We start from the raw sequence: 25,268 nt of genomic DNA on the forward strand, positions 1-25,268 counted from the left end.
AAATGTAATGGCAGAATTTAATCTTGTAGGCAGTCCAGAACCCTTTTTACATGTCAGTATGAAGCAAGGTGAAGCAATCTATTGTGAATCTGATGCCATGGTGATGGTTGAACAGAATCTTGAAGTTGGCGGTAAATTACGTGGGGGAATTTTTCAAGCATTTATGCGTAAATTCACTTCTGGAGAGTCTCTGTTTCAACAGCAAATTAAAGCCGTTAAAGGGGCAGGAGAGTGTCTATTATCACCGAATTTAGATGGTGATATGCAGATTCTTGAGGTTGGTCAACGACAGTATATTTTATCTGATGGCTCTTTTGTTGCAGCGACTGAACATACCATGATTAAAGCAAAAGTCCAAAGTAATATTGGCGGCGCATTGTTTGGGGGCACGGGAGGTTTTGTGGTCATGGAAACCAGTGGGCAGGGTAAAGTTTGTATTTCTGGCAGTGGAACTTTACTTGAGCTAGAAATTACACCAGAGCAGGGTGAAGTAACGATTGATAATGGTCATGTAGCGGCATGGGATGCATCCTTAAATTATAATATTGGCATTCCAAGTTCAGGTAGTGGCTTTGTTGGCAATATTGTTAATAGCTTGACGAGTGGAGAAGGATTAGTAATTAAGTTCCGTGGACATGGTAAAGTCATTGTATGTTCACGTAATCGTGCGAGTTATTTACAGTGGTTAGCTACGGCTTTAGGTCGTAGCAATTCAAATTCAAACTGAGGAAAATTATAAATGGGCATTAGTTTAGTAAAGGGTCAAAAAATTTCTTTAGAGAAAGGTGATGGTTCATCTTTAACTAAAATATTTCTTGGAGCAGGTTGGGATGTCGCAAAGAAAGGTGGCCTTTTTGGCATGTTTAGTGGTGGTGATTCGATCGATCTTGATGCCTCTGCAATCATGTTTGATGAGAATAACAAAGCCTTAGATAGTATTTGGTTCGGTCAACTACAGAGCCGGGATGGCAGTATCAAACATTCTGGTGACAATCTTACCGGTGATGGCGATGGTGATGATGAATCAATTCATGTAGATCTGACTAAAGTCCCTGCCCAAGTTAAATCAATTGTATTTACAATCAGTAGTTTCCGTGGTCAAACTTTTGAAAAAGTTGAAAATGCTTTTTGTCGTGTTGTAGATGCTACAACGAATGTTGAAATTGCAAAATATAATCTTTCAGCAAAAGGTAATTACACGGCTTTAATTATTGCTAAAGTTTATCGTCACAATGGTGCATGGAAAATGTCAGCATTAGGTGAAACTTGTAATGGAAAGACAATTCAGGATATGGTTCCTTCAATTCTACCTATTTTATAAAGTATTTTAAAGGTATTAAAGTGACTTGATAAATCGAATACACGGTTTATCAAGTTTTTGCAAAGTAAAACAAACCTAATTAATTTTATTAATTTAAAAACGATTAAAAAAATTTTTGAGAACACAAAAGTTTTAATGCGAGTAAGCTTATTCCTATCTAAGCTAAAAAAATTAGGTTTTCTTAAGTTAATTGATTACAGATTCTAGATTAAAATATTGAGTCAAAAAAATCTAGAATTGGCCTTTGTCAATATTTTCAGTCTGTAAATTACCATTTTCTTGCATAATTAACTCTATAGTATAGCCATTAGTTTCATATCCATTTGACTCAAAATGAAATACATCATCTGCTTTTGAGTAAGCTGTATCATCCCCAAATAAATATTCTGGACCATACCATTTTTGACCAGTTGCATATTTAATACTATAACTTCCTAAAGGCATTTGAACGTTTAAGGTTTCTCCAGATCGAATAAAATAGCTGACTACATGCTGATTTGTATTTGCTTCATCAATTTTTATCCAATAATTAGCTCCAGAAGAAGCCTTAATTTCTAGAGGTGCTATACCATTTAAATCTGGGTTATCTGTGTCACCTGTATTGGGTAAAGGTTGCTCGGGATAATTAGGATTTTGTTTACTATCACTAGTATCTACTTTAGAGTAAATATCTTCATCAAACTGAACAGCTGGGTCATCTGCTTTTTTGGCACAAGAAGTTAATATAAAAGTTGATGCTAAGATTAATAAAACTTTATGCATATCTTATTTACTCTATTATTGGAATGGAAAGCAACTTGATATTCTTGATATCATTTGATTCTGAATATGTGTATATCAAATCAAAATTATAAGAGAATGAAAGCTGATTATCTCAACTCATTTTGAATTAAATAGCCTGAAACCCTTTAGGGCGAGGAACTAAATTAAATAAGCCGTATTATTATTATCTAAACAATACTGCATTACCATCAAATTTTTTTCATATAGCTACTACCATAATAAAACCCCAAATTTAAATTACGCTACATATTTTAAACTGTGAAATTGCAAATAAGCAGCGTAGATTTCATGTTTTTATAACGGCTATCTAAAACCTAATGTATCATTTTAAAATGTTTCTCATGCCGGTCACACAGGCCATATTCATCAATCACAAATAAGTCAAAATTAAAAAACTGGTCGATTAATTATTTTTCAGAGCTTGAAGTATCTGACCAAGAGTTTATCGCTGTGGGTTTGGATCGAAATAAAAACCATCCATATTTACAGGATCCTCTTGGATTTGTTCATAAGGATCTGGTTTTAAATTATTCATATAAGTCATTACATCTTTTGCTTGATCCGAAGTAATCAAGTCACCAAGATCTTTTAAGCCTTTTTTCATTCCTGCTTCCGTTACTGGCTTGCGGTTGAGAGCCTGTTGTCTTGATTTTTCCATTTGACGTTTATTTTCCCTTTCGCGCATCTGATTTTCATCTCTACGTTGAGCCTGAATCGCCTGAACTCGTTGTGCATCCTGCCTTTGTCGCTCTACCAAACGCTGTGTTTCCATATGCCCCCTGTTAATTACCTCTTGAGAATCATATGCAAAGACAGCTGTAACTGGAGATACTAGAACACATGTAAGCAAGATTTTATTTAAAGATTTCATATTCATTTTTTCTCATAATTCTCATAATTTGGTTGTTAAATAACCCTCCATTATGTATGAAGAGGTAGTATATATTGACAGATATATGTACTATTCAACAAAGAAATTGGTACTCAGCTAGACTTTTTTCAGTTCAATGACGCGATAGGTAGCTTATCAAGATTTAAACCAAGTGAAACACGGCATTCACTTATAGATATTAATCCATATTCTCATAATTAAGTATATGGCAATTAATTGTTTACTTAGATTCGGCTCTGTTGCACAAAGATATACAGGTTTATACAGCAGGATAAAAGCAAAGGTGGTGTGCTCTTCCACAACCTCCATTCCAGAAAGCAAAGAAAGAAAAAATATGGCTCTATTGAGAATCGTGGTCAGCTGACAAACCGCAAAAGCATTCACCACAGATCTGCTGAGATTGAGCAGAGAACTCGCTTTGGGGACCTGGGAATAGACACGATTGTTGGTAAAATCACCAACAATCCTTGGTTTCAATCGTCGATCACGATACAGGTTATTTATGGCTGAAGAAGTGCAGCGCGCGAAAGGCTGAGGAAATTTGCCAAGCAATCATCAGCCTGCTTAAGCCGATCAAAGATCAGCTATAGACGATTATCGCAGATAATGGCCAGGAATTCAGCCTGCATGAGTATGCTGCTCAACCTTTACTTTTAACTTCGGTTATTTATGGGAGGATTATCATCCGTATAGCGCCTGGGAACGAGGCACGAATGAGAATGCCAATGGCTTAATCATGCAATATATTAAAAAAGGCAGTGATTTAAGTATCTATACAGATGAATATATCTCACAAATCACTCAACGTTTGAATCAGCGTCCTAGAAAAAGACTCGGCTTTAAAAGTCCGAGTCAGTTAGTATGGCAACAACATGGTGTTGCACTTCAAATGCTAATCTAAGGTATAAAAAAAGCGGTTTATTTGAACTTTTTAAGATATTTAATCAACGTTATTGAAACGCTTATCATCCCAATAACATGGCACTACAATCAAATTGTTCTCATGTAATCGTGACCATAATCGGACACCTAAATCCCGCTGCATACTTTGGACTGTGAAATTGGAAATTAGCAGAGTCGACTTCATACTGTCATAACGGCTATATAAAACCTTATGTACCATTTCTAGACGTTTTTCATGCCGGTCATGCAGGCCATATTCATCAATCACTAATAAATCAAAACTGGAGAAATGGTCGATGACTTCCTTTTCAGAGCGTGAAGCATCTGACCAGGTGTCCATCATTTTTTGAGCAATTTCTGCACTGGTATAGTAGCGTGCAGATTTTGTACTGTTATGCATAATGTTGCGAATGATTGATGCACTCAGATGGGTTTTACCTGTACCTGGTGTACCAATCATCAACATGTTCGGGTTGTGGTCAGAAATAATCTGCTGTGCAAAAGCCTGACATAGTTTGACGGCATTGTCTTGTGCAGGACATGCAACTACATAATTCCTGAAGCCACGATCCAGGTAACGTTTACTGAGCCCTGAATTTTTAATTTTCTGTTGTAGCAATCGCTGTTGCAGTTCATTCTCATAGGCTGCATGTGAGTGATGGACTTTTTCTTTGGCACACAATTTACAGAGCCTGTGACCGGCAATTTCCATCAAGGGTAGGTGATGGGTAGGGCAAAGTGTTTCTGTTGCTTCTGCGCAAATTTGGAGCGTTTTAAGCATGGTGTTCATGGTTGTTCTCCTAAATCCATTTTGAATTTTTTAAAAAACTCTCATTTTTTTCTTCAAAATTTGAAGATGAAGATGAAGATGAAGATGAAGATGAAGATGAAGATGAAGATGAAGATGAAGATGAAGGGCTTTGCTTGAGCTTGGTCGGAGCAATGCCTGAGCTATCCTCAGAGGATGCTTGAGCATTTTTTTGCATTTGCTTGTTAGATGCTTGAGCATTACTTGCGGATTTATTCCAGCGTGCTTGTGCTGCATTTTTAGCTTTATCAGATTTCATTTGCTGATTTTGTAATGCCTGGCTTTTTAAACTGGTTAAAAAATTTGAATGAATCTGTTCGGACTCGATTTCAAACAATTCCAAGGCTATTAGCGTATTCAACAAAGTTTTAGCCTTAGTATGTTGCGATAATTTTGTGATGCTACATACAGTAGCTAGGTCATGAGGAATGGCACCATTTTTCCAGAAATCCATCATTAACAGCAGTGCTGCACCGATTTGTTCTGCGGTCATTCGTGCGAATTTTGCCTGTAAATCGCCAATATAGAGTGGCATCCAAATTGAAATATCTTTATGCATGGGTTTACCTTTTTATGGGTATAGAGGGGCTAAGGTCATCGATTGGATGACCTTGTATGTTTTTTATTAGTGAGCGAGACTCATTAACCGGAGGCGCGCCTGTTGGGCCAAGTCATCGTAATGGGCTTGCCCTTCATCCAGCATTCGCTGTAGCCAGAGTCTTAATGCTTGGTGATCATCGAAGCATTTATTGATTTCCAGCAAAAAGGCCAGATTGTGCAGTTTGGGAATGTGTAGCTCATGGATTAATTCACGAGCGACAATATCTGCTTCAGGGCTGACGACCACACCACCAAAGAAAGCTTTACTATTCATGTGCAAGCTCCTCTGTATTTAGTTTTTCCAGCATGGCTTCAAATGCACTGCCATCGCGGCGCGTAACATTGGGGATGTAACGGCTATAGACCCGGAATAGCATTTCAGTCGTTGAATGTCCCAATTGACGTGCGATCCATTCTGGATTTTCTCCTGCCGACAGCCAAAGAGTTGCTGCTGTATGACGTGTTTGATAGGCTCTTCTAGACTTCAATCCTAGAAAGCGCAAGATCGGATGCCAGACACGTTTATTCACCAGACGATAATCGAGAGGTCCACCATCACGATTGCAGAAAACAAACTCTGATTTACCATTATTTAAGCTTTTCTGCTGCAGAAAGGCTTGGTAAACGCGGTCATTCATCTGGATCGTGCGGTCAGAACCATAAGTTTTGGTTCCACCAAGCACACCATTCACTAACGCTTCTCTGATATGGATTTCACGACGCTGTAAGTCGATATTTTTCCATTGCAGACCATCGATTTCACTGGTACGCATACCCGTAAAAAAGCGAATGGTGTAATAGGGGCGGAAGTCTTCACGCACTGTGGTAAGAATTTTATGCACCTCTTCCAGAGAAAAAGGTGTGACTTCAATCTTGCTTTCCTTCAGATTGTTAATATTTTTATAAGGCGACTCAAACTCGTATCGTTCAGCCGCATCATTGAGTATCATACGTAAAGGCGTCATGATTTGATTGATCCTCGATGCTTTCAGACTTGTTTGATCTTTTCCGTGTGTCACTTTGGCGAGAGAGGCACGGAAGTTCAGCAAGTCTGACTTCTTGATTTTCGAGAGAACCTGATTACCAAAAGCAGGAATCAAATAGTTTTTGATCACAATTGAAACCTTTTGCTGGTATGAGGTTCTCCACTCAACTTGTTTCTGCTTAAACCACAATTCAGTAAACTCTTTAAAAAGAGGAACTTTGGTCTGTACAGCAATTTGCTGACTTCTTTTTTCCTTAAACTCCTCAACACGGTTACTTTTTGGAAAGTACTTTTCGTATTCAAAAGTTCCCAAAGTAATTTCAGCTTCAAGCTGTTCGAGACGTTTTTTCAAAATGCGTCGGTTATAAGCATTGTCTTCAAGATTAGTTGTCTCTCTACAACGAATGCCCATGTAGCGAAAGTCGGCAATCAGTTTGCCACTTCGTTCCCGGATGGTAGCCATCAGTTAAACCTCCTAAGCCTTATTGCAAGGCATCCATGCTTAAACCGGTGAATTTAAGCATTTCAGTTTCAATGCGTTCCCAAACAAAAAGAATTTTTCGACCACCAAAAGGACGGATGTAGTGAACACCTTCAATAAAGACACTGTCCTTCAGCTGGTTGCGAATGGTACGAGCGTCGTACTGGATTTTTTCAGCCAGTTGCTGGGCTGTGAGATAGGTATATGACATAATTGTATTCCTGGCGTAATTCATCGGATGTAAGTAATTTTTCATCCTTAGACCTAAAATAACCTCAAATTTAATTAAATGCAATTAAATTTTCATTGTATTAGAGGAAAAATTAATGGTTATTTGTAAGCTACCAATATTGTTGGCTGAAAGAAAAATGCGTGTAGCTGACTTAATTCGTGGTACAGGCATTAATAAAACAACTTTGCATAAGCTTTATAATGGCGAATTGACTCGAATTGATTTGGAGACTATCGATCGTATTTGCGATTATTTAGATGTACAGGTGGGAGATTTATTTGTTTTTGAAAAAGATAATAAAGAACAACCTGTTAGTGAGTAGTTTGGTCACAAATGGTCACATCAAAAAGTGAAATGGTCACAAATTATTGATCATTTGGTAAAAAACACCTTGTTTGGAAGAGAACAGGGTGATTTTTTGCCTTCAAAAAAGCTCTGAAAGTGGTGATCGATTGAGGACATTTAAGGTCAATTGAGACCATTTTTATTGTCGTGGGCACGCCATGGTCACATCTTGGTCACAAAATACAAATTACATTAAGAATATTTTTTATTTAATCGAATAACAAAAGAAGGGGAATTTTCAAAAAATATAATAAAATCAACAATAAAAAAGCCCCCATCTTTCGATGAGGGCTTTTTGAATCTGGAGCGGGAAAGGAGACTCGAACTCCCGACCCCAACCTTGGCAAGGTTATGCTCTACCAACTGAGCTATTCCCGCGGAGTCTATAAAGTTTTTTAAATGAAAAAACTAAATGAAAAAATTTTGAGCGGGAAAGGAGACTCGAACTCCCGACCCCAACCTTGGCAAGGTTATGCTCTACCAACTGAGCTATTCCCGCATGCCGTGTATAATACAGCATGCAAAAATGTGGTCAACACCTTTGTTAAAAATCTTGCATCAATTGCATAAAATAAAAGCAAAATGCTGTAGACCAGACAATAAATAACCAATATTCATATAAAAATCAATAAATTTTCGCCACAATCAACGGATTGCATCTGAACAGATTACCGAAATACTCGGCAGAACAAGGTATACTGAGACCATATTTTTGAAGATTGGAGTCAGACCATGAGTTTAGAACAACAACTGAAAGACCGTTTGGCGCAATTATCCCCAACCCATTTGGAAGTGGTGAATGAATCTTCGGGTCATGGCGGTTATTTTCCGGGAAAAGAATCGCATTTTAAAACCGTGATTGTGAGTCAGGCTTTTGCCGGTTTACGTCCAGTCCAGCGTCATCAGAAAGTTTATGCTGCTGCAGGTGATCTGCTGTCAAAAGACAAGATTCATGCACTGGCTATTCATGCATTTTTGCCTGAAGAGTGGGCAGGTCAGGATACGACCAGTCCTGCTTGTGCACACTCACCTAAAAACTAAGAGGACATGATGGAAACCCAACTTTTAGTCAAGATTATTCATATGTCGGCAGCAGGACTGGCCATTGTCGCCATTCTTGCCCGTGCCTTGACCTTGTTTGTCGGTACACAAGGGAATTTACCTAATCCGGTGGCACGTACAGCGCTAGTCGCTTTACAGCATTTAGCCATCACGGTGATTGCACTGACCGGTATTGTGTCGCTCGTCATCAAAGACTTTGATGTACAGCCTTGGTTCTATGCCAAAGTTATTTTATTTTTGGTACTGGTGTCCTCTCTAGGCAAAGCCTATAAGAAAGATGATTCGATCTTGCTGTCCCAGCGTCGTGCTGGCCTGGTTATTGCTGTGATTTCATTGGTGTCTATTCTGGCTTTGGTGATGATCAAGCCGAATTTTGGCTAAAAGTAAGCTGGCTGTGATGATCAGCACAGCCAGCCCATGCAAATAATTAAAAAATACAAATGTGGTAAAAGTAATTAAAAATGTGAGGAGGGGACATGCGTACACGTGTGGTATTTAATCAAAAGGGTGGGGTAGGCAAATCCAGTATTACTGTCAATCTGGCAGCGATCAGTGCACATCAGGGCTTAAAAACATTATTGATTGACCTGGATCCGCAGGCCAATTCTAGCCAGTATGTGTTAGGCGATGATGCGACGTATTCCAGCGACAAGCCGGCACTTGAACCGAATATCGAAAACTATTTTGAAGATGTACTCGGCAATCAGCAAAGCAAGGGCCTGCTCGGCAATGCCATTGGCTCGATCTTAAAAAGCCGAAGTAAAGGCCTGGAAAGCTATGTGCATCAATCCTCTTTTAAACATCTGGATGTTATTCCGGCCAGTCCAACGCTGGGTGCATTGACCCATGCACTGGAGTCCAAGCACAAGATCTACAAGTTAAGAGATGCTTTACAACAGCTATCAGGACATTATGACCGGGTGTTTATTGATACACCACCTGCGTTTAATTTCTTTACCCTTTCTGCACTCATTGCGGCAAACCGCGTGCTGATTCCCTTCGACTGTGATGTATTTTCTAAACGTGCCTTACAGACTCTGATTGAAAATGTGATTGAAACCCAAGATGATCATAATGAAGGGCTGGAAATTGAAGGCATTGTCGTCAACCAGTTTCAGGCACAGGCCAAATTGCCGCGTGAAGTGGTACAACAACTCAAAGATGAAGGCTTACCGGTGCTTGATAGTATGTTGCCACCATCAATCTTGATGAAAGAATCTCATCAGAAAAATCAGCCTTTGATTCATTTGGCTACTGATCATAAATTGACTCAGGCCTATCAATCGTTGTTCAATGAGATAGAGCAGAATTAAGATCGAGTTAGCTATGAAACTTGTGAAAATAACCCTGAGTATTGCTGCACTTGCATTACTGAGTGCCTGTGCAACGACGGTAAAACCGACTTATGTGTCGCCCACCCTCTATCAGACCTTGGGTTGCTCGCAACTACAAGGTGAATATAACCGTATTCAGCAGTATATCGACAATGGCGTTGAGCCACCGAAACGTACTGGCGTCGGTGTGGGCGTTGGTCTTGGCGGTGGCTGGGGCAGTCGCGGTGGTTGGGGTATTGGCCCGAGTGTTTCAGTTAATATGGGACAGTCATCTGATACCAAAAGAACTGAACTGGCACGGCTTTTAGGCGAGCAGGAAGCGATTGTACAGGCTGCGCGTTATAAGAACTGTCCGATCATCGTTCGGCAGGCGACGCCTAAATAAATCATTCAACATTAAACGGATAAATGCTGACTTCGGGTCGGCATTTTTTTATTGCTTTCACCAAGAATAGGGCGGTTTAAATTAAGATAAAACTCACAGGAAATTGACCAGAGTGTATATAAATCTGAAATTTATAAGCTTGTTATCCCACTCCCATATTGATTAAGCTACAGCCTTGGCCCGGAAAAGTTCATTGCGATGATTGAAAATTGGTTATTTGTTTTAGGACTTATTGCTGTGCTGATGGTTCCAGGGCCCGCCAATGCCTTGGTGGCCAGCTCTGCTCATCAGCAGGGGCAGGCCAAAACCAGTCTCTATCTTCCTGCCATTTTGCTCGGTTATTTTTATGCCATTAATGTCTGGGCCTTGTTGATTCATCTGGCGTCACCGATCTGGCCAAACTTTAAAGGCTTGGTCTACGTGCTGAGTACCATCTGTGTGGGCTGGATGACCTTGCATTTATATAAGGCTCAGCAGTTAGAACGTTACAGCAAGACCCATCCGCAGATTCGCCCCTGGCAAATGTTTACAACTACCCTAAAAAATCCTAAAGCAGCATTGTTGGCCTCTGGAATTTTACCGATGGAAACCTGGCAAAGCCCGACCAACTTCGTTCTGGTTTTTGCTGCCTTTAGCTTGAGTACCGTTCCGGTCGGGATTTTCTGGATGGTCTTTGGTCAAGCCATTTTGACCAGTCCATCTGAAAAAATAAAAGCCGGCCTTATTTATAAAGGCGCGGCTCTATTTGTCCTGCTTTGTCTGATCCCACTCCTGATCAAGCTTTGGGATTAAACGCACAGGCTGTAAAAAAATCTTAATGTAAAAAGCTCTTAAGCTGTTTTACTTTTTTTGAGCTTTTGTTGAATAAAGCCAATCACACCTGGCAATACGCTTAAAATAATGATGCCAAAAATCAGATAGGTGAAGTTGTCTTTGACGATCGGCATATTGCCAAACATATAGCCCAAAATGACAAATGAGCCAATCCAGGCGAATGCACCCACCACATTATAGGTCAGGAAATATTTGTAATTCATGCTGCCAGCACCGGCGACGAAGGGTGCAAATGTACGGGCAAAAGGAACAAAACGCGCAAAAATAATGGTCTTACCACCATGTCTGGCAAAGAATTGCTGAGTCGCCAATAAGTGTTTTTTATTGATAAAGCGCGATTCGATCTCGAAAACCCGAGGACCAATATATTTACCAATATGGTAATTTAGGGTGTCGCCCAATACTGCCGCCACAAACAAGAGCAGAATCAGCACCCATGGATCCATCGCACCTGTAGAGGCTGCCAGTGCACCTGCTGCAAATAGCAAGCTGTCGCCAGGCAGGAACGGCATCACCACCAGACCTGTTTCTACAAAGATAATCAGGAAAAGAATGGCATAAATCCAGATCCCGTAATTGGTGATAAATTCAAGCAAGTGATCATCAACATGCAAGATAAAATCAATCAGTTCCATGAGCCCAATACAAGCAAAAGTGTGGTCAAATCCTAACAGCCCGGGGCATGAAAGTCAGTACCAGAAAGTAAAATAATTAACGCTTCATTCATCTTCAATCGAGCCAAAATTTCTCTTACATATTATCTTCAGATTTTTATAAAAATAGACTTAATTGGATTAAATCTTGAGCTTAAAAATATAAAAATGACAGATCAAACAAGGCATCCGAAGGGATGCTTTGTTGTGCTAGAAATATAATGCAATCAACTAAATGCATACCTCATGCGAATTGTGTGCTTAATGCGCTGAAAAATGTTAGAATACGGCGCTTATCTTTCGTTTGCCTTTCATAGTTGTTCGTCATGACTACCAATACTCAAATTACTGAAGATCGTATCCTGATTCTGGATTTCGGTTCTCAATATAGTCAGCTCATCGCACGTCGTGTCCGTGAAGCTGGTGTATATTCTGAAATGTATGCCTATGATATGTCTGAAGAAGACATTCGTGCATTTAATCCAAACGGTATCATCTTGTCTGGTGGACCTGAGAGCGTTCACCTTGAGGGCAGCCCGCGTGCGCCGCAAGTGGTATTCGAGCTGGGTGTGCCGGTATTGGGTATTTGTTATGGCCTGCAAACCATGTGCGAACAACTTGGCGGTAAAGTTGAGCCAGGTACTGTGCATGAGTTTGGCTATGCAGAAGTAGATATTGTTGTACGTGACAAGCTGATCGGTAATTTACAGGACCGTGAAAACCAGCTGCATGTCTGGATGAGTCATGGTGACAAGGTTGCCCGTATTCCAGAAGGCTTCCAGATCACTGCACAGACGCCAAGCTGTCCAATTGCGATGGTTTCTGACGAAACTCGCCGTTTCTATGGTATTCAGTTCCATCCTGAAGTGACACATACTTCTAAAGGTGCAGAATTACTGTCGAACTTCGTGCATCAAATTTGTGGCTGTCGCGGTCTGTGGACGCCAGAACACATTATTGATCTACGTGTAGAACAGCTTCGCCAACAGATTGGTGATGAAAAAGTATTACTAGGACTTTCTGGTGGTGTGGATTCATCTGTAGTGGCAGCGCTGTTGCATAAAGCGATCGGTGATCAGCTAACTTGTGTATTTGTAGACAACGGTTTGCTTCGTTTGAACGAAGGCGATCAAGTGATGCAAATGTTTGCTGACAACATGGGTATCCGCGTGATTCGTGCTGATGCTGAAGAGCGTTTCTTGACTGCGCTTGCAGGTGAAGTTGATCCTGAAGCAAAACGTAAAATTATTGGCCGTGAATTTATTGCTGTCTTCGCTGAAGAAGCACGTAAATTAGATGGCGTAAAATTCCTTGCACAAGGTACGATTTATCCAGACGTGATTGAATCTGCTGCAAGCAAGCAGGGTAAGGCGCATGTGATTAAATCACACCATAATGTGGGTGGTTTACCAGCAGATCTAGCGTTTGAACTGGTTGAACCATTACGTGACTTATTTAAAGATGAAGTACGTAAATTGGGTACGACTTTAGGCTTGCCACACAGCATGATCTACCGTCATCCATTCCCGGGCCCAGGTCTTGGTGTGCGTATCCTGGGTGAAGTGAAAAAAGAATATGCAGACATTTTACGTCTTGCGGATGACATTTTCATGCAGGAACTGCGTGCCAGCGGCTGGTATGACAAGACTGCTCAAGCATTTGCAGTATTCCAGCCAGTAAAATCGGTGGGTGTAGTCGGTGATGGCCGTCGTTATGCATGGGTGATTGCACTGCGTGCGGTAGAAACCGTGGACTTTATGACGGCTCGTTTCGCGCATCTTCCTTATGATTTAGTCGATAAGATCTCGACCCGTATCATGAATGAAATTGCTGAAGTTTCTCGTGTTGTGTATGACGTATCGTCTAAACCACCAGCAACAATTGAATGGGAGTAATTTAGGGGTTTCGGACAGCACTGCTGTCCGCCTAAATTACGCCAAGCGCTATGCGCGTGGCAGTATCTGGTTTATCAGATATAACCTAATAAAAAAGAGCGCTTCGGCGCTCTTTTTTTGATTTATACTGAATAAAAATAAACCTTTAAAAGCTAAAAAATGCCTTTACCTACTTATGATCAATTAATGCTGCCTTTAATGAAATTATTATCAGAATTAAATGAGCCAATAAAAATTTCGGATGCTGCGAATATCCTAGCTGAACGTTCCAATTTACACGAAGAGGATTTAAATAAAATTCTTCCGAGCGGGAAAAATATATTTAAAGATAGAGTGGCATGGGCAAAGACCTACTTAGTTAAGGCGGGCTTAGTTCAACAACCGAAGAGAGCATATTGTGAGATTAGTAGCTTGGGTAGACAGGTTGATTTAAAAAGTTTAGATGCTATAACAAATGAATATTTAGCACAGTTCAACGGATTTTCAGATTTTAAATTAGGAAAGAAAAATAAAGATGAGTTTGGGATCGGGAATCTACAAGTTATTGAAAGCCTAAATAGTTACCAAGAAACTCAGACTCCAGAAGAAACAATCCAGAACACAACGGAATTATTAAAATCTGATTTGAAAAGTGATTTGCTTCAGATGGTAAAAGATAAATCTCCTTCATTTTTTGAAAGACTGGTTGTCGATCTTCTGGTGGCAATGGGCTACGGCGGTTCACATCAAGATGCAGCTCAAGCGATTGGTAAAACCAACGATGGTGGAATTGATGGTGTAATTAGTGAAGATCGATTAGGGCTAGATAAAATTTACATCCAAGCGAAACGTTGGAAAGATACTGTTGGTCGTCCCGACATTCAACAGTTTAAAGGTGCTTTGGCCGATCAAGTTGCTAAGAAGGGTGTATTCATTACTACGTCAAGTTTCAGTAAAGAGGCCATTGAGTCGGCAAGAAAATCCGGTATTGTTTTAATTGATGGCGATAAGCTGACGTCTTTAATGATTGAATTTGGTTTAGGTGTACAAATAGAACGTAGTTTTCATATCTATAAAATCGACCAAGATCGTTTTGATGAAGATAATTTTTAACGGGTAATTTAAGCCGGTTTAACCTGCCAGTTTTGCAGCTCCCCAGCTAAACTTTGCTCCAGATCTGGATCATAAGCTTCAACCCGATTCCGTCCATTGGCTTTAGCCTGATATAAGGCAATATCGGCCTGTTTAATCAGGGTCATTAAATCTGTTTCACAGCTTTCCAGAATGGCAGCACCAATCGAAATGCTAAAACTGAAACGATGCTGGCTGTCTAGATCGATCACAATATTTTCAATGTTATGCCTTAAACGCTCGGCAACTTTTAGCGCTTCATCCAGAGAGGTTTCGGGTAAAAATGCAATAAATTCTTCACCGCCATAGCGTGCCAAAATATCATGCTGTCGCATTTCACTGCGTGTGCTCAGGGCAATCGTCTGTAAGACCTGATCTCCGATATCATGACCATAACGATCATTAATCTGCTTAAAATGATCCACATCAAATACCAGTAAATTCATAGGTACCGGTTGATCAAAATTCTGTTGTACCAGTTGTTGCGCGAGATATTCAAAACAGCGACGGTTATTCAGGCCGGTGAGGGAATCGGTATGGGCCATATTTTCAAAGGCCTGCCGGTTATATTGATTCAGGGTATGCTGCAAGAATACCATGCATGATTTTAAGGTCGAGCTCCAGCTAATATATAGACTGAAGGTCAATACTGGTAGATAAATCAGGGAAAATAAAAACATCTGGTACAGATCAGATCGAGTATTGAAATATACACCGATGTAAATCATCAAAGTAATCAGACTCGAAGTAATCAAAGACGGCCAGAACCGGATCTGCACACATAAATTGGCCAACACAATAAAAACCAAGGAGGCATATTGATAAATGAGGGTATAAGCACTTTCAGACTGATTTAGATTAAAAAACCAGATGGCACTTGCGCCAATAATTGAGGTAGGTAAGAGTAAATCAAACACAGGTAAATTGCGGTAAGAGTGATACATCCAGATCGTGATCAGTACGATCAGAATGGTATAGCTAATTTTGGTCAAAATGAGCAAATTGAGAATATCATGCAGCACCAGAATATCGGCGAGGGTATAAGAGGCATATGCCAGCTGTGCGAATAAATTGACCTGTAATAGGTATTTTAAAGTGAGCTTCTTTTGATGGGCATAGTAGGCCGGTTTTAGAGGCGCAGGAATACGAACAAGCGGATCTTGAAGAGCCTCCTGAATCAGGGTACGTGATTCTTTTTCGTTATCATGCGGCATGCAGCCTTCCCAAATTAAAATATATAAAAATGAATAAGATGAAATTTATATATAGTTGTATAAAAAATATTCTATTCTTTTGTTGGATATTTTAAAAGTGGAAGAATCAAATTTATTTTATAAAATGAAATCCCCGATTAGTGCATTCTAAGGATGATCCTAGCTTATAGAACAGACTAATGATCCAGCTTTAATTCGCCGTTGACTGGGCTGGTTGAGTGTCTGGCTTAAATACATTCCAGGGATTTTCTGTCGCAGGCTTGGGCTTATTCAGCATATCTGGATGATAGACCTCAATCCGGTTTCGGCCAGACTTCTTGGCCTGATACAAGGCAATATCGGCTTGTTTGATCAGGTCTTCCAGGGGTTGGGTATGGGATTCCAGTTCTGCTACACCGATCGAAATGGTGAACCGGATGGCATGATTGGGTTCGACATAAATGTACTGCTTTTGAATTGCACAACGAATTCGTTCTGCAATCACCCAGCTGTCTTGCAGCTGAGTATCTTCTAGGAGGGCGATAAATTCCTCCCCACCAAAACGTGCCAGTACATCGCTATGCCGCATTTCTTTACGGGTCACCTCAGCAATCAGTTGTAGCACCCGATCACCGACATCATGCCCATAGCTATCATTAATATTTTTAAAATGATCCACATCAAACATCAACAGGCAGCTACTGGCATGTTTAGGCCATTGATGAATAGAGCGTTCAGCCATATCGACAAAATGGCGACGGTTGTAGAGCTGGGTCAAATCATCGGTATGGGCCAGATTCTTTAAGGTTTGATAGTTCCATTCATCAAGCAGGGAGCGCAAAAAAGAACGCCGCACATTTAGAATATTATTCCAGTTAATATAAATACTAAAAAACCACAGTGGACTAAAGACCACGCTAAAAATAAAGGCTTGAGAAGCACTCATGAACTGGGATATCCCAAGCATGATAAACAGGGCGATTAAGATGGAGCAATAGACCGCGACTTTAAACTGGGTCTGTATACAGAGATTGGCGATGAGAATAAAGATCGCAGAGGCGTAAATATAGGTGGCAACATGGGGACTGGTTGAAAGCGCGAGTAAGCCAATCCAGGCCGCTGCAGCCACAGTGGTGCCTATCGGCAAGATTCTGTCCAGAATCTGAATATTTTTATGTTTTTTAAACAGGTAATAACAGCAAAACATGGCGCCCAGAACCAGAACGACGCGCATCAGACCAGAAATAAAAAACATGTCTGGAATAATCAGAATATCGGCAAAGAAATACAGTAAAAAGGCAATTTGCGCCAGATAGTTAATTTGACGCAAGTTATGATGACTATGCGTATAGACATAATCATGAAAATACTGCTGAAACGGGGCAGGAATACGGGCATGAGGATCTGTTAGCGCCTGTTCAATCAGCTGACGGTTCTGCAGATCACATTCAGATAATTTCAGTGATTTATCGGTCGTCGAATTTTGAAAAGATACATTCGCCGTTGAATATATATTCTCATTCTGAGCAGACATGTCCTGGTCCAGTGTTATTTTTATAGGTGCCTATTATGCCGTGGTTGAGTAAAAAATAACCTCCCAAAAATTGGGTATCCGGGAAGTTTTTAAAGCTAAAACGTAACAAAATTTGTGTTTTGTAAAATTGAAAGTGATTGAAATACATGAATAATCATCTTATTCATTGGGATATTTGGTTGTTATGGATTCGTTTCACGTGAAACATAAATGACATTCCTGATCTTCAGTTTATTTAAACTCATAACGCCATGTGCCTAAATCATGATTGCCTTGCTAAAACTTAATTTTGGGGGGCTTTGGATACAAATCCCATCTGCCTTTCAGGATTTAAATTAATGAGACTAGTGAGGAGTTTTATACGTATCTAAATATTTCCAGGGATAGATTTTGCCCATAGACCCTGTACATTGTCCTGAACAGAGAGGCATCTTGAATCGGTCAAATGCATGTCTCACCCACTCAAAAGTAGAATGAAAATGCCGAGGTAAGCTCAGCCATGTCGAATAATAGTGATATTGAACTGTCGAATTCCGATGATTGTGAAAAGTATGTGAATCAGTTTATTCAGGAGTTTCCTTTACGTCGCGCGGAAATCGGACAGGGCACCGTGATTAAACGTGCCTTGCCAAGCAGACATAAGCGCATGATTGGTGCCTGGTGTTTTCTGGATCATGCGGGTCCGGCCATTTTCCCGCAAGGAGATGGTCTGGATATCGGACCACATCCGCACATTGGTCTGCAGACCTTTACATGGATGATCGAAGGCAGCATGATGCACAATGACAGTCTGGGAAATCAGCAGTTGATTCGTCCCAAGCAGGTCAATCTGATGACCTCGGGTTATGGCATTTCACATACCGAAGTCTCTCCTGAAAGTGAGACACATATGCATGCAGCACAGTTATGGATTGCCTTGCCGGATGACAAGATCAATATGGCACCAGGTTTTGAACATTATCCTGAATTGCCGGTCGTCAATGAGCAAGGCATTGAATTTACCGTGCTGGTCGGAGAATATTTAAAAACGAGATCACCGGTTAAAGTACATAGCGAACTACTCGGAGTAGACCTGTATGCAGCTCAAAGTACTAGTGCGCGCTTGCCTCTGAATCCGAAATTTGAATATGGCTTTATGGTGCTTGAGGGGACGGCCAGTATAAATGGCCATGAACTAAATGAAGATAATATGCTGATCCTGGAGCCCGGCTTACAGCAGGTCAATGCTGAAGTTCATGCCGGGAGCCGGGTGCTATTGATTGGTGGGGAGCCATTTGAAAGCCCGATTTTACTGTGGTGGAATTTGGTCGGGCGCACGACAGAGGAACTTAAAATTGCGCGGGAACAATGGATTGAAGGTCATGAACGTTTTGGTTCCATTCCTGCCTATGATGGACCACGTTTAGAAGCGCCCGCATTTCCAGACCAGATGCGGGCTTCCCGATAAATGCTAAAAATGATGGGAATATGGAACGCTGTCTGAGTTGAACTCAAATAATGAATCTGCAACATAGGATACATATCATTACAGTCATCAAAAAATGAGCTAGAGTCTGCTGCTTTTTGCTATGCTCAGTGGGCAAAAACAATAAAATCATGAGTCTAATATGCGTGTTTTACATCATCTCGAACAATCACGATCATTTCGTATCCTGTGGGCCATGGAAGAATTAGGACTGGATTACGAGGTTAAATACTATAAACGTCAGCCCAACCTTTCTGCGCCACCGGCCTTAAAACAGATCCATCCGTTGGGCAAAGCCCCGATTCTGGTCGATCAGGGTCAGGTACTGGCAGAATCTGCGGCGATCCTGGAATATTTGCAGGAAACTTATGATGAAAAGCAGCAGTTTCGCCCAGAAGATATTGCCGACAAGGCCCAGTACCGTTACTGGATGCATTATGCGGAAGGCTCGTTAATGCCGCTGCTGGTGATGCAACTGGTAATGACCACAGTGCCTAAACATACGCCTTTGCTGATTCGACCTGTGGCCAAGAAAATCTGTGATGGGGTGAAAAAGCAATTTGTACAGAGCCGTTTAAAAGATCATATCCAGTTTCTGGAAAGCTATTTGAGTGAGCATGATTATTTTGCCGGGCATTTCAGTTTTGCCGATATTCAGATGAGTTTTCCTTTGGAGGCCATGCAGAGCCGGACGGGTCAAAGCTATCCAGCGATTCAAGCCTATCTTAAACGGGTGTCGCAACGTGCTGCCTATGCGCGTGCACTGTCCAAAGAAAAACAGATCAGCTCTTAAACGCTTAAAAGAAAAGGTGCCGATGGCACCTTTTTTGATGGTTATATTACTCTGGAAAGCTGAGACGTTCTTTAGGGAAAACTACCTTAAAAGTAGAACCCTGGTTTTCCTTGGACTCAATTTCCAGATGTGCCTGATGCTGCATCAGCACATGTTTAACAATTGCCAATCCCAAACCGGTACCACCAGTCCGGCGGCTGCGGTCTGAATCGATGCGGTAAAAACGCTCAGTCAGTCGTGGCAGATGTTTGGGGTCAATACCGATGCCGTTATCTTGCACCACAAAATAGGCCGATTCACCGTCATCATGCCAGCCGATGGTGATGGTACCGCCTTTAGGCGTGTACTTGATGGCATTGGTGATCAGATTACTAAAAGCGCTGGCCAGTTCCATATCTGAACCGATCAGATCGCAATGACTGTCAATGTCCAGATTCAGGGTATGACCATAATCAATATTATAGGCCTGGGCATCATCGAATAGCTGGTTCATCAGACTCGGCATTTCAATGATCTGGTTTTTGGCAATATTCTTATCATTTTCCAGACGTGACAGCAGCAGCAGGTCGTTGACCAGAGCATTCATGCGTCGGGTTTGCGACTGCATCTGATCAAAAGCGCGTTTCCAGCGTGGATTAATATCTTCCTGATCGGTAAAGGTTTCAATATAACCGCTGAGTACGGTCAAAGGAGTGCGCAGTTCATGTGAAATATTGTCGACAAAATCCTTTCGCATCTGTTCCAGATTGTGCATCCGGGTCACATCATAAGCGACCAGTACCCGACTTTCTCCGCCAAAACGGGTCATTTTGACCTGCACATAATGGTCTTCAAACAGCGAAGAACGCATTTTCAGGCCGTCCGGGGATTCATCAATATGGTGATAGTATTCGATAAAGCTTGGTTGGCGTAACAAGGTCAGGATATTACGGCGACGGTCATCACTGGAGATTCCGAGCAGACGTTCGGCTGCCGGATTCCACCATTCAATCTGCTGGTTTTCATCAAGTAGTACCACGGCTTCTTGCAAGGCCACCAGCGAAGATTGTGCACGATCAATCAGTTCGACCATTTCTGCCTGAACAATCCGTTCCTGACGTTGGGCGCGATAAACATTGAAAAGCAGTGCACCCCAAATTCCGCCAATATTAGGCGGAACATCATAGGGGCGATTGGAAATCCATTCATTGACCAGATATAAGGAACGCATTTGGGTCGCAAAGAACGCCACGAAGGCAATTACGATACAAATCCAGAAATACCCAATCCCAAAACCGATAAAGCTGGCGATAATCAGGAAAAAAGCCAGTAAGCGTAAATCCTGCTTCGCAAAATCCCATAAACTGCTGTAACGGATTCTTTTATGTTCGCGTGCCAGTTCGGGGACAGGGTAGGGTTCATACATAAAACAAGATTTACCTTAAAAGATATTAACCTAAAGCGACATCTGAACGGGTCGAAAAGCGATAGCCCGTTCCGCGAACGGTCTGTACAAAACGGTCTACACCATAAGGTTCCAGCACTTTACGCAAACGGCGGATATGCACATCGATGGTCCGGTCTTCAATATAGACGTTACCGCCCCACACCTGATCCAGCAATTGCGCACGGGTATAGGCACGTTCCGGATGGGTCATAAAGAATGCCAGCAAACGGTATTCAGTCGGCCCCATTTCCAGAATGTTATTACCAAAATTCACCCGCTGGCTGACCGGATCCAGAATCAGGCCATTGGCATCAATGGTTTTTTCACCGCTTAGGGCATTGGCGCGGCGCAGTACCGCCTTAATCCGCGAGACCAGTTCCCGCGTCGAGAATGGTTTGGTCATGTAGTCATCGGCACCGGCATCCAGACCTTGTACCTTGTGGTCTTCTTCACCGCGCGCTGTGAGCATGATCACCGGAATTTCTGACAGGCTTTCATCACGTTTCAGACGACGACACAGGTCCACACCGCTGACACCACCCGGCATCATCCAGTCCAGCAAAATCAGTGCCGGACGCTGATCCACAATCATCTGATGCGCCTGCTTGGCATCTTCTGCCTGTAAGCACTGAAAACCGGCCATATCCAGAGAGGTATGGATCATTTCCCGAATCGGGAGCTCGTCATCGACGATTAATATGTAGTCATCTTTCACAACGCAATACCCTATTTCATGTAAACGGTGAACCGTTTTATATTTATGACAGGCTTATTACAAAGACTAATTATGACAGTATCATTGCAGAAAGGGAAAAACTGCTGAAATTCGCAAAGATTTGTGACAAATATAGCGCAGAAACTTGTTAAAAAATCATAAATTAATTTTACTCATTTCCGTAGTACAGCATAAATCTTCAACTCACTGGTAAATGCAGGAAAGCCTATTAAGCACAGGATTTAACAGCTATTTTTTCTCGGAAAATGACTCGAGCAGCGCCAAAAAAACCACACTACAAGACGATAAAACTTCCTCAAGCGAATGCTTAAAACCGCTCATCACCCAACGAATGGCAATTTGGGTGACATAGCCATTTAAACCGGTCGACACCAGGGAAATTTCCTGCTCGCTGCGATTTAACTGAGGCATCATCAACATGACAAAGGCATGAATCATGCGGTCGAAACGTGACATGGTTTCATGAATAGTGGCCTGATTATGCAGCTCCTGTACCAGCATGGCATCGATATAAATGATCCGTGCCATACGTGGATTGTCACGCAGGGTAGTGAGCAGCGCACTCAAACCGGCTTCGATCATTTTTTTCGGATCGGTCGATGCCTGCATCATGGCCTGCATGACATTCTGTTGCAGTTCATCAATCAGTTTTAAGAAAATGGTCTGAAACAGATCTTCGCTTTTCTTGAAGGATTCATAAAAATAACGTTCGGTTAGTTTGGCTTCATTACAGATATCTTTGACGGTAACTGAAAAAAAACCATAACTGCCATAGGCTTCAATTCCGGCTTCGATCAGTTTTTCACGACGTGCCTGCTGTCGTTCAGCCATCGACAGGCCTTTAAACTGACGCTCCTTGGTTTTGGAGGGTCGTGATTTTGCTACTGAGTCGATCGAATCGGTCATAAGGCCTGTGTGCTCATCTGCATGAAGATTTTGAATATCTTAGCAATAAATCTCGCTTAGACCTATATGGAAATGCTGCCCTGAAATTTGGCCTCTAAGGACATGGGATAATTATTGACAATATATATTGTCAAAACTATATTGAGGATCTGTGCTAGCTCCTGAAACAACAGAACAAGATCCTGCTGTCATGGAATGGCAGTTCTTTACATAAGGAAATTGAATGAAAAATTTTAACAATAAAGTTGCCGCGATTACCGGGGCCGGTTCAGGTATTGGTCAGCAACTGGCGGTATTACTGGCTCAGCAGGGTTGTCATCTGGCTCTGAGTGATATTAATGAACAGGGTCTGGCGCAAACGCTCGAATTGCTCAAAGAAAGTGATGTCCGTGTCACCATTCAGAAAGTAAACGTAGCAGAATTGGAGCAGGTGCGTAATTGGGCGGCACAGGTCGAACAGGATCATGGCAGTGTCAATATGATCTTTAACAATGCCGGCGTTGCACTGGGTTCAACCGTTGAAGGGGCATCTTATGAAGAACTGGAATGGATTGTCGGAATCAATTTCTGGGGTGTAGTTTACGGAACCAAAGAATTCTTACCTTTGATCAAGAAAACCGGCGATGGTCATATCATCAATATTTCCAGCCTGTTTGGTCTGACTGCTCAACCGACCCAGTCTGCTTATAACGCGACCAAGTTTGCGGTACGTGGTTTTACTGAATCCCTGCGTCAGGAACTGGATATGGAAAATTGTGGGGTGAGTGCACTGTGTGTACATCCGGGCGGTATCCGTACCAATATTGCCAATGCTGCAAAAATGAATAACAGCCTGCTGACTTTAGGTATGAATCCGGAAAAATCAGCCCGTAATTTTAATAAATTATTGCGTTGTCCACCTGCAGAAGCCGCTCGTCAAATTCTGGAGGCGGTACAAAAAGACAAGCGCCGTCTGCTGATCGGTAATGATGCCAAAGCAATTGACCTGATTCAGCGGATCTTGCCGACCGGTTATCAGCATGTCACTGCACTGGCGACCCAGTTTGGTAAAAAGAAGAAAAAGTCTGCTTAAAAAAATGCAAAACAGACCCGCGAAAGCGGGTTTTTTTATCGCTGTGATAGGGGCTAATTTTTTGCAAATGAGAGTATTAACTCCTGTAATGCTTTAGGCACGTAAAAAACCTCCATCTAAATCAACGCTTCAACCGTTTTTTTCTTCCAGACAAACTGATAATACACTCCCTGCAAAATACACAGGCTGACAAAGGCCAACGCATAGGCATACCAGATACCTTCCAGACCCCACCACCGGCTAAACAGATAAGCGGCGGGAACTTCAATACAGAGAATGGCAAAAATGTTGATTAACATTGGCACGGTCACCGTACCACTCGAGCGCATGATTGAAGCAAAAATGGCACTGGCACCAAAAAACAGGATTGACCACAGCACAATAAATAGCAGTTGTTGTCCCAGTACTACAACCTTAGGATCGGTAATAAATAAGGCCATCAGATATTTGGAGAACAAATAAGCCAGAATCACCAGACCGCCGGTAAACAGGATATTCATACTCAGCGCAGTCCGGGTTACTTTATTGAGCAGATCTGATTTACCTGCGCCAATGGCTTGAGCACCAAATACAGACGCGGCAATCGCAATTGACAAAGCGGGAAATTGAATATAATTTAAGACCTGATTGACCGCGCCATAGGCCGCTGTTGCTTCTGCACCATAGCGGTTCACCAGTCCGACAATCACCAGTCCGGCAACTGAAGTGGTGACCATTTGCACACCAGTAGGAACCCCCAGTTTCAAGATCATTCTGCTTAACTGTGGTTGATGACGAATATTTTTTAATAAGGCCCAGTCGAGTTTGAGCGGATGCTGCCTATAATTCAAATACAGGATTAAAAACAACAGGACCGCCAGATTTCCCAGAATGGTGGCAATCGCCGGCGAGATTATACCCATTTTAGGAAAGCCAAAATAACCTGCAATCAGTACCGGTGTCACCACCAACCCGACCCCAATGGTAAGTGCGGAAGCAAACAGGGGGGTGGTACTATCCCCAACACCGCGCAAGATGGAAGTATAAATAATATAGATAAAGATTAAGGGGCTACCCACCAGCATCCATTGCACATAGGGCAAGGATAAATGCATCACATCCGGATCTGTGCCAAGCGCCAAGAGAATATTCTCAGCAAAAATTACCCCAAAAAGTGCAATCAAGCTGCCGCCAATCAAGGTCATAAATAAAGTTGAACCGACCACACAGCGCACTTTTTCTATATTTTTCCCGCCCCAAGCCTGGCCAATCAATACGGTAGAGCCGGCCGATAAACCAATCACAAAGGCCATCAGACAAAACAGGATCGGGAAAAAAACGGCAACAGCAGCAATCGCATTCACTCCGAGCATTTGTCCCACAAAAACCGTATTGATCGTGCCGGAGAGACTTTGCAGGATATTGGTCGCAATTAATGGCAACAGAAATACCAGAAAGGCTTTCCATAAATTCTGTTGATGAATCAGTGAGTGCTGTGCCATGCGACATCCTGTGATTGAATTATCATCTATTTGTTGATG

The 25,268-nt window shown here is 41.8% G+C and carries 28 protein-coding genes and 2 tRNA genes; 14 read left to right on the top strand and 16 right to left on the bottom strand.

Features of this window, described 5'->3' with window-relative positions:
- Nucleotides 1–7 precede the first annotated feature (7 nt).
- Nucleotides 8–727 (top strand): TIGR00266 family protein, encoded by a 720-nt coding sequence (locus tag Q9R24_RS09155; RefSeq protein ID WP_104795322.1) that lies wholly within the window; start codon nucleotides 8–10, stop codon nucleotides 725–727.
- 12 nt (nucleotides 728–739) lie between these two features.
- A complete protein-coding gene (locus Q9R24_RS09160) occupies nucleotides 740–1,321 on the top strand; it encodes a TerD family protein (protein ID WP_311204126.1) in 582 nt (193 codons plus the stop codon).
- 231 nt (nucleotides 1,322–1,552) lie between these two features.
- On the opposite strand, the gene Q9R24_RS09165 is transcribed toward Q9R24_RS09160, so the two are convergent.
- Both Q9R24_RS09165 and Q9R24_RS09170 read right to left on the bottom strand, forming a co-directional pair.
- A complete protein-coding gene (locus Q9R24_RS09165; protein WP_311204127.1) occupies nucleotides 1,553–2,083 on the bottom strand; it encodes a hypothetical protein in 531 nt (176 codons plus the stop codon).
- A 463-nt stretch (nucleotides 2,084–2,546) separates the two neighbouring features.
- Nucleotides 2,547–2,981: a hypothetical protein gene (locus tag Q9R24_RS09170; protein WP_114392545.1), complete on the bottom strand. Its 435-nt coding sequence runs from the start codon at nucleotides 2,979–2,981 to the stop codon at nucleotides 2,547–2,549.
- 751 nt (nucleotides 2,982–3,732) lie between these two features.
- Between Q9R24_RS09170 and Q9R24_RS09175 the strand changes: the two genes are divergently transcribed.
- The gene (locus Q9R24_RS09175; protein WP_311204128.1) at nucleotides 3,733–3,897 is read left to right on the top strand and encodes a hypothetical protein; all 165 of its coding nucleotides are present in this window, start codon (nucleotides 3,733–3,735) and stop codon (nucleotides 3,895–3,897) included.
- A 39-nt stretch (nucleotides 3,898–3,936) separates the two neighbouring features.
- On the opposite strand, the gene Q9R24_RS09180 is transcribed toward Q9R24_RS09175, so the two are convergent.
- From Q9R24_RS09180 to Q9R24_RS09200, 5 genes are all read right to left on the bottom strand, one after another.
- Nucleotides 3,937–4,689 (bottom strand): ATP-binding protein, encoded by a 753-nt coding sequence (locus tag Q9R24_RS09180; RefSeq protein ID WP_311204129.1) that lies wholly within the window; start codon nucleotides 4,687–4,689, stop codon nucleotides 3,937–3,939.
- Between the two features lie 10 nt (nucleotides 4,690–4,699).
- A complete protein-coding gene (locus Q9R24_RS09185) occupies nucleotides 4,700–5,266 on the bottom strand; it encodes a DUF1376 domain-containing protein (RefSeq protein ID WP_311204130.1) in 567 nt (188 codons plus the stop codon).
- Between the two features lie 66 nt (nucleotides 5,267–5,332).
- Nucleotides 5,333–5,581, bottom strand: a complete 249-nt coding sequence (locus Q9R24_RS09190; protein WP_114392537.1) for a hypothetical protein — start codon at nucleotides 5,579–5,581, stop codon at nucleotides 5,333–5,335.
- The gene (locus tag Q9R24_RS09195) at nucleotides 5,574–6,755 is read right to left on the bottom strand and encodes a site-specific integrase (RefSeq protein ID WP_005094618.1); all 1,182 of its coding nucleotides are present in this window, start codon (nucleotides 6,753–6,755) and stop codon (nucleotides 5,574–5,576) included. The genes Q9R24_RS09190 and Q9R24_RS09195 overlap by 8 nt, the downstream gene beginning before the upstream one ends.
- A gap of 19 nt (nucleotides 6,756–6,774) precedes the next feature.
- Entirely contained in the window at nucleotides 6,775–6,984 is a 210-nt protein-coding gene (locus Q9R24_RS09200) for a hypothetical protein (protein WP_000122748.1), read from the bottom strand.
- A gap of 115 nt (nucleotides 6,985–7,099) precedes the next feature.
- Between Q9R24_RS09200 and Q9R24_RS09205 the strand changes: the two genes are divergently transcribed.
- The gene (locus tag Q9R24_RS09205) at nucleotides 7,100–7,327 is read left to right on the top strand and encodes a helix-turn-helix transcriptional regulator (RefSeq protein ID WP_017482406.1); all 228 of its coding nucleotides are present in this window, start codon (nucleotides 7,100–7,102) and stop codon (nucleotides 7,325–7,327) included.
- 325 nt (nucleotides 7,328–7,652) lie between these two features.
- Here Q9R24_RS09205 and Q9R24_RS09210 read toward each other — a convergent pair.
- Nucleotides 7,653–7,728 (bottom strand) — tRNA-Gly (locus tag Q9R24_RS09210).
- Between the two features lie 48 nt (nucleotides 7,729–7,776).
- Nucleotides 7,777–7,849: transfer RNA gene (locus tag Q9R24_RS09215), tRNA-Gly, on the bottom strand.
- 233 nt (nucleotides 7,850–8,082) lie between these two features.
- Here Q9R24_RS09215 and Q9R24_RS09220 point away from each other — a divergent pair.
- The 5 genes from Q9R24_RS09220 (at nucleotide 8,083) to Q9R24_RS09240 (ending at nucleotide 10,923) form a co-directional block, all read left to right on the top strand.
- Nucleotides 8,083–8,391, top strand: coding sequence for a BolA family protein (locus Q9R24_RS09220; RefSeq protein ID WP_311204131.1), 309 nt, complete (start codon nucleotides 8,083–8,085; stop codon nucleotides 8,389–8,391).
- A 9-nt stretch (nucleotides 8,392–8,400) separates the two neighbouring features.
- Nucleotides 8,401–8,793: a SirB2 family protein gene (locus Q9R24_RS09225; RefSeq protein ID WP_005264623.1), complete on the top strand. Its 393-nt coding sequence runs from the start codon at nucleotides 8,401–8,403 to the stop codon at nucleotides 8,791–8,793.
- A 95-nt stretch (nucleotides 8,794–8,888) separates the two neighbouring features.
- Nucleotides 8,889–9,725, top strand: a complete 837-nt coding sequence (locus Q9R24_RS09230) for a ParA family protein (RefSeq protein ID WP_005264624.1) — start codon at nucleotides 8,889–8,891, stop codon at nucleotides 9,723–9,725.
- Between the two features lie 13 nt (nucleotides 9,726–9,738).
- A complete protein-coding gene (locus Q9R24_RS09235) occupies nucleotides 9,739–10,131 on the top strand; it encodes a hypothetical protein (protein WP_311204132.1) in 393 nt (130 codons plus the stop codon).
- A gap of 198 nt (nucleotides 10,132–10,329) precedes the next feature.
- Nucleotides 10,330–10,923 carry a threonine transporter RhtB gene (locus Q9R24_RS09240; RefSeq protein WP_311204133.1) on the top strand — a complete coding sequence of 198 codons (594 nt, stop codon included), beginning with the start codon at nucleotides 10,330–10,332 and terminating at the stop codon, nucleotides 10,921–10,923.
- Between the two features lie 38 nt (nucleotides 10,924–10,961).
- Here the strand turns inward: Q9R24_RS09240 and Q9R24_RS09245 are convergent, their stop codons facing one another.
- On the bottom strand, nucleotides 10,962–11,600 hold the full coding sequence (locus tag Q9R24_RS09245) for a DedA family protein (protein WP_311204134.1): 639 nt from the start codon (nucleotides 11,598–11,600) through the stop codon (nucleotides 10,962–10,964).
- A 344-nt stretch (nucleotides 11,601–11,944) separates the two neighbouring features.
- On the opposite strand from Q9R24_RS09245, the gene guaA reads away from it, so the two are divergent.
- Together guaA and Q9R24_RS09255 are read left to right on the top strand one after the other, a co-directional pair.
- Nucleotides 11,945–13,513: a glutamine-hydrolyzing GMP synthase gene (gene guaA, locus Q9R24_RS09250; protein ID WP_005245345.1), complete on the top strand. Its 1,569-nt coding sequence runs from the start codon at nucleotides 11,945–11,947 to the stop codon at nucleotides 13,511–13,513.
- Between the two features lie 159 nt (nucleotides 13,514–13,672).
- On the top strand, nucleotides 13,673–14,605 hold the full coding sequence (locus Q9R24_RS09255; protein WP_004280964.1) for a restriction endonuclease: 933 nt from the start codon (nucleotides 13,673–13,675) through the stop codon (nucleotides 14,603–14,605).
- 8 nt (nucleotides 14,606–14,613) lie between these two features.
- On the opposite strand, the gene Q9R24_RS09260 is transcribed toward Q9R24_RS09255, so the two are convergent.
- Together Q9R24_RS09260 and Q9R24_RS09265 are read right to left on the bottom strand one after the other, a co-directional pair.
- The gene (locus Q9R24_RS09260) at nucleotides 14,614–15,837 is read right to left on the bottom strand and encodes a GGDEF domain-containing protein (RefSeq protein WP_311204135.1); all 1,224 of its coding nucleotides are present in this window, start codon (nucleotides 15,835–15,837) and stop codon (nucleotides 14,614–14,616) included.
- A gap of 190 nt (nucleotides 15,838–16,027) precedes the next feature.
- A complete protein-coding gene (locus Q9R24_RS09265) occupies nucleotides 16,028–17,350 on the bottom strand; it encodes a GGDEF domain-containing protein (RefSeq protein ID WP_311204136.1) in 1,323 nt (440 codons plus the stop codon).
- Between the two features lie 499 nt (nucleotides 17,351–17,849).
- Here Q9R24_RS09265 and Q9R24_RS09270 point away from each other — a divergent pair, with 499 nt between their 5' ends.
- Together Q9R24_RS09270 and Q9R24_RS09275 are read left to right on the top strand one after the other, a co-directional pair.
- Nucleotides 17,850–18,797, top strand: a complete 948-nt coding sequence (locus Q9R24_RS09270; protein WP_243474743.1) for a pirin family protein — start codon at nucleotides 17,850–17,852, stop codon at nucleotides 18,795–18,797.
- 160 nt (nucleotides 18,798–18,957) lie between these two features.
- Nucleotides 18,958–19,608, top strand: coding sequence for a glutathione S-transferase family protein (locus Q9R24_RS09275; protein ID WP_005265446.1), 651 nt, complete (start codon nucleotides 18,958–18,960; stop codon nucleotides 19,606–19,608).
- Between the two features lie 46 nt (nucleotides 19,609–19,654).
- On the opposite strand, the gene phoR is transcribed toward Q9R24_RS09275, so the two are convergent.
- The 3 genes from phoR to Q9R24_RS09290 form a co-directional block, all read right to left on the bottom strand.
- Nucleotides 19,655–21,013, bottom strand: coding sequence for a phosphate regulon sensor histidine kinase PhoR (gene phoR, locus Q9R24_RS09280; protein WP_005264642.1), 1,359 nt, complete (start codon nucleotides 21,011–21,013; stop codon nucleotides 19,655–19,657).
- Nucleotides 21,014–21,038: 25 nt separating this feature from the next.
- Nucleotides 21,039–21,749, bottom strand: coding sequence for a phosphate regulon transcriptional regulator PhoB (gene phoB / locus Q9R24_RS09285; RefSeq protein WP_004280972.1), 711 nt, complete (start codon nucleotides 21,747–21,749; stop codon nucleotides 21,039–21,041).
- 249 nt (nucleotides 21,750–21,998) lie between these two features.
- Nucleotides 21,999–22,676: a TetR/AcrR family transcriptional regulator gene (locus Q9R24_RS09290; protein ID WP_311204137.1), complete on the bottom strand. Its 678-nt coding sequence runs from the start codon at nucleotides 22,674–22,676 to the stop codon at nucleotides 21,999–22,001.
- 223 nt (nucleotides 22,677–22,899) lie between these two features.
- Between Q9R24_RS09290 and Q9R24_RS09295 the strand changes: the two genes are divergently transcribed.
- Complete coding sequence (locus tag Q9R24_RS09295; protein ID WP_148334837.1) at nucleotides 22,900–23,748, top strand: SDR family oxidoreductase; 849 nt, start codon at nucleotides 22,900–22,902, stop codon at nucleotides 23,746–23,748.
- Between the two features lie 116 nt (nucleotides 23,749–23,864).
- Here the strand turns inward: Q9R24_RS09295 and Q9R24_RS09300 are convergent, their stop codons facing one another.
- Nucleotides 23,865–25,229: an MATE family efflux transporter gene (locus tag Q9R24_RS09300; protein WP_311204138.1), complete on the bottom strand. Its 1,365-nt coding sequence runs from the start codon at nucleotides 25,227–25,229 to the stop codon at nucleotides 23,865–23,867.
- Between the last annotated feature and the right edge of the window lie 39 nt (nucleotides 25,230–25,268).

The organism is Acinetobacter sp. RRD8 (assembly GCF_031844225.1).
Classification (GTDB): Bacteria; Pseudomonadota; Gammaproteobacteria; order Pseudomonadales; family Moraxellaceae; genus Acinetobacter.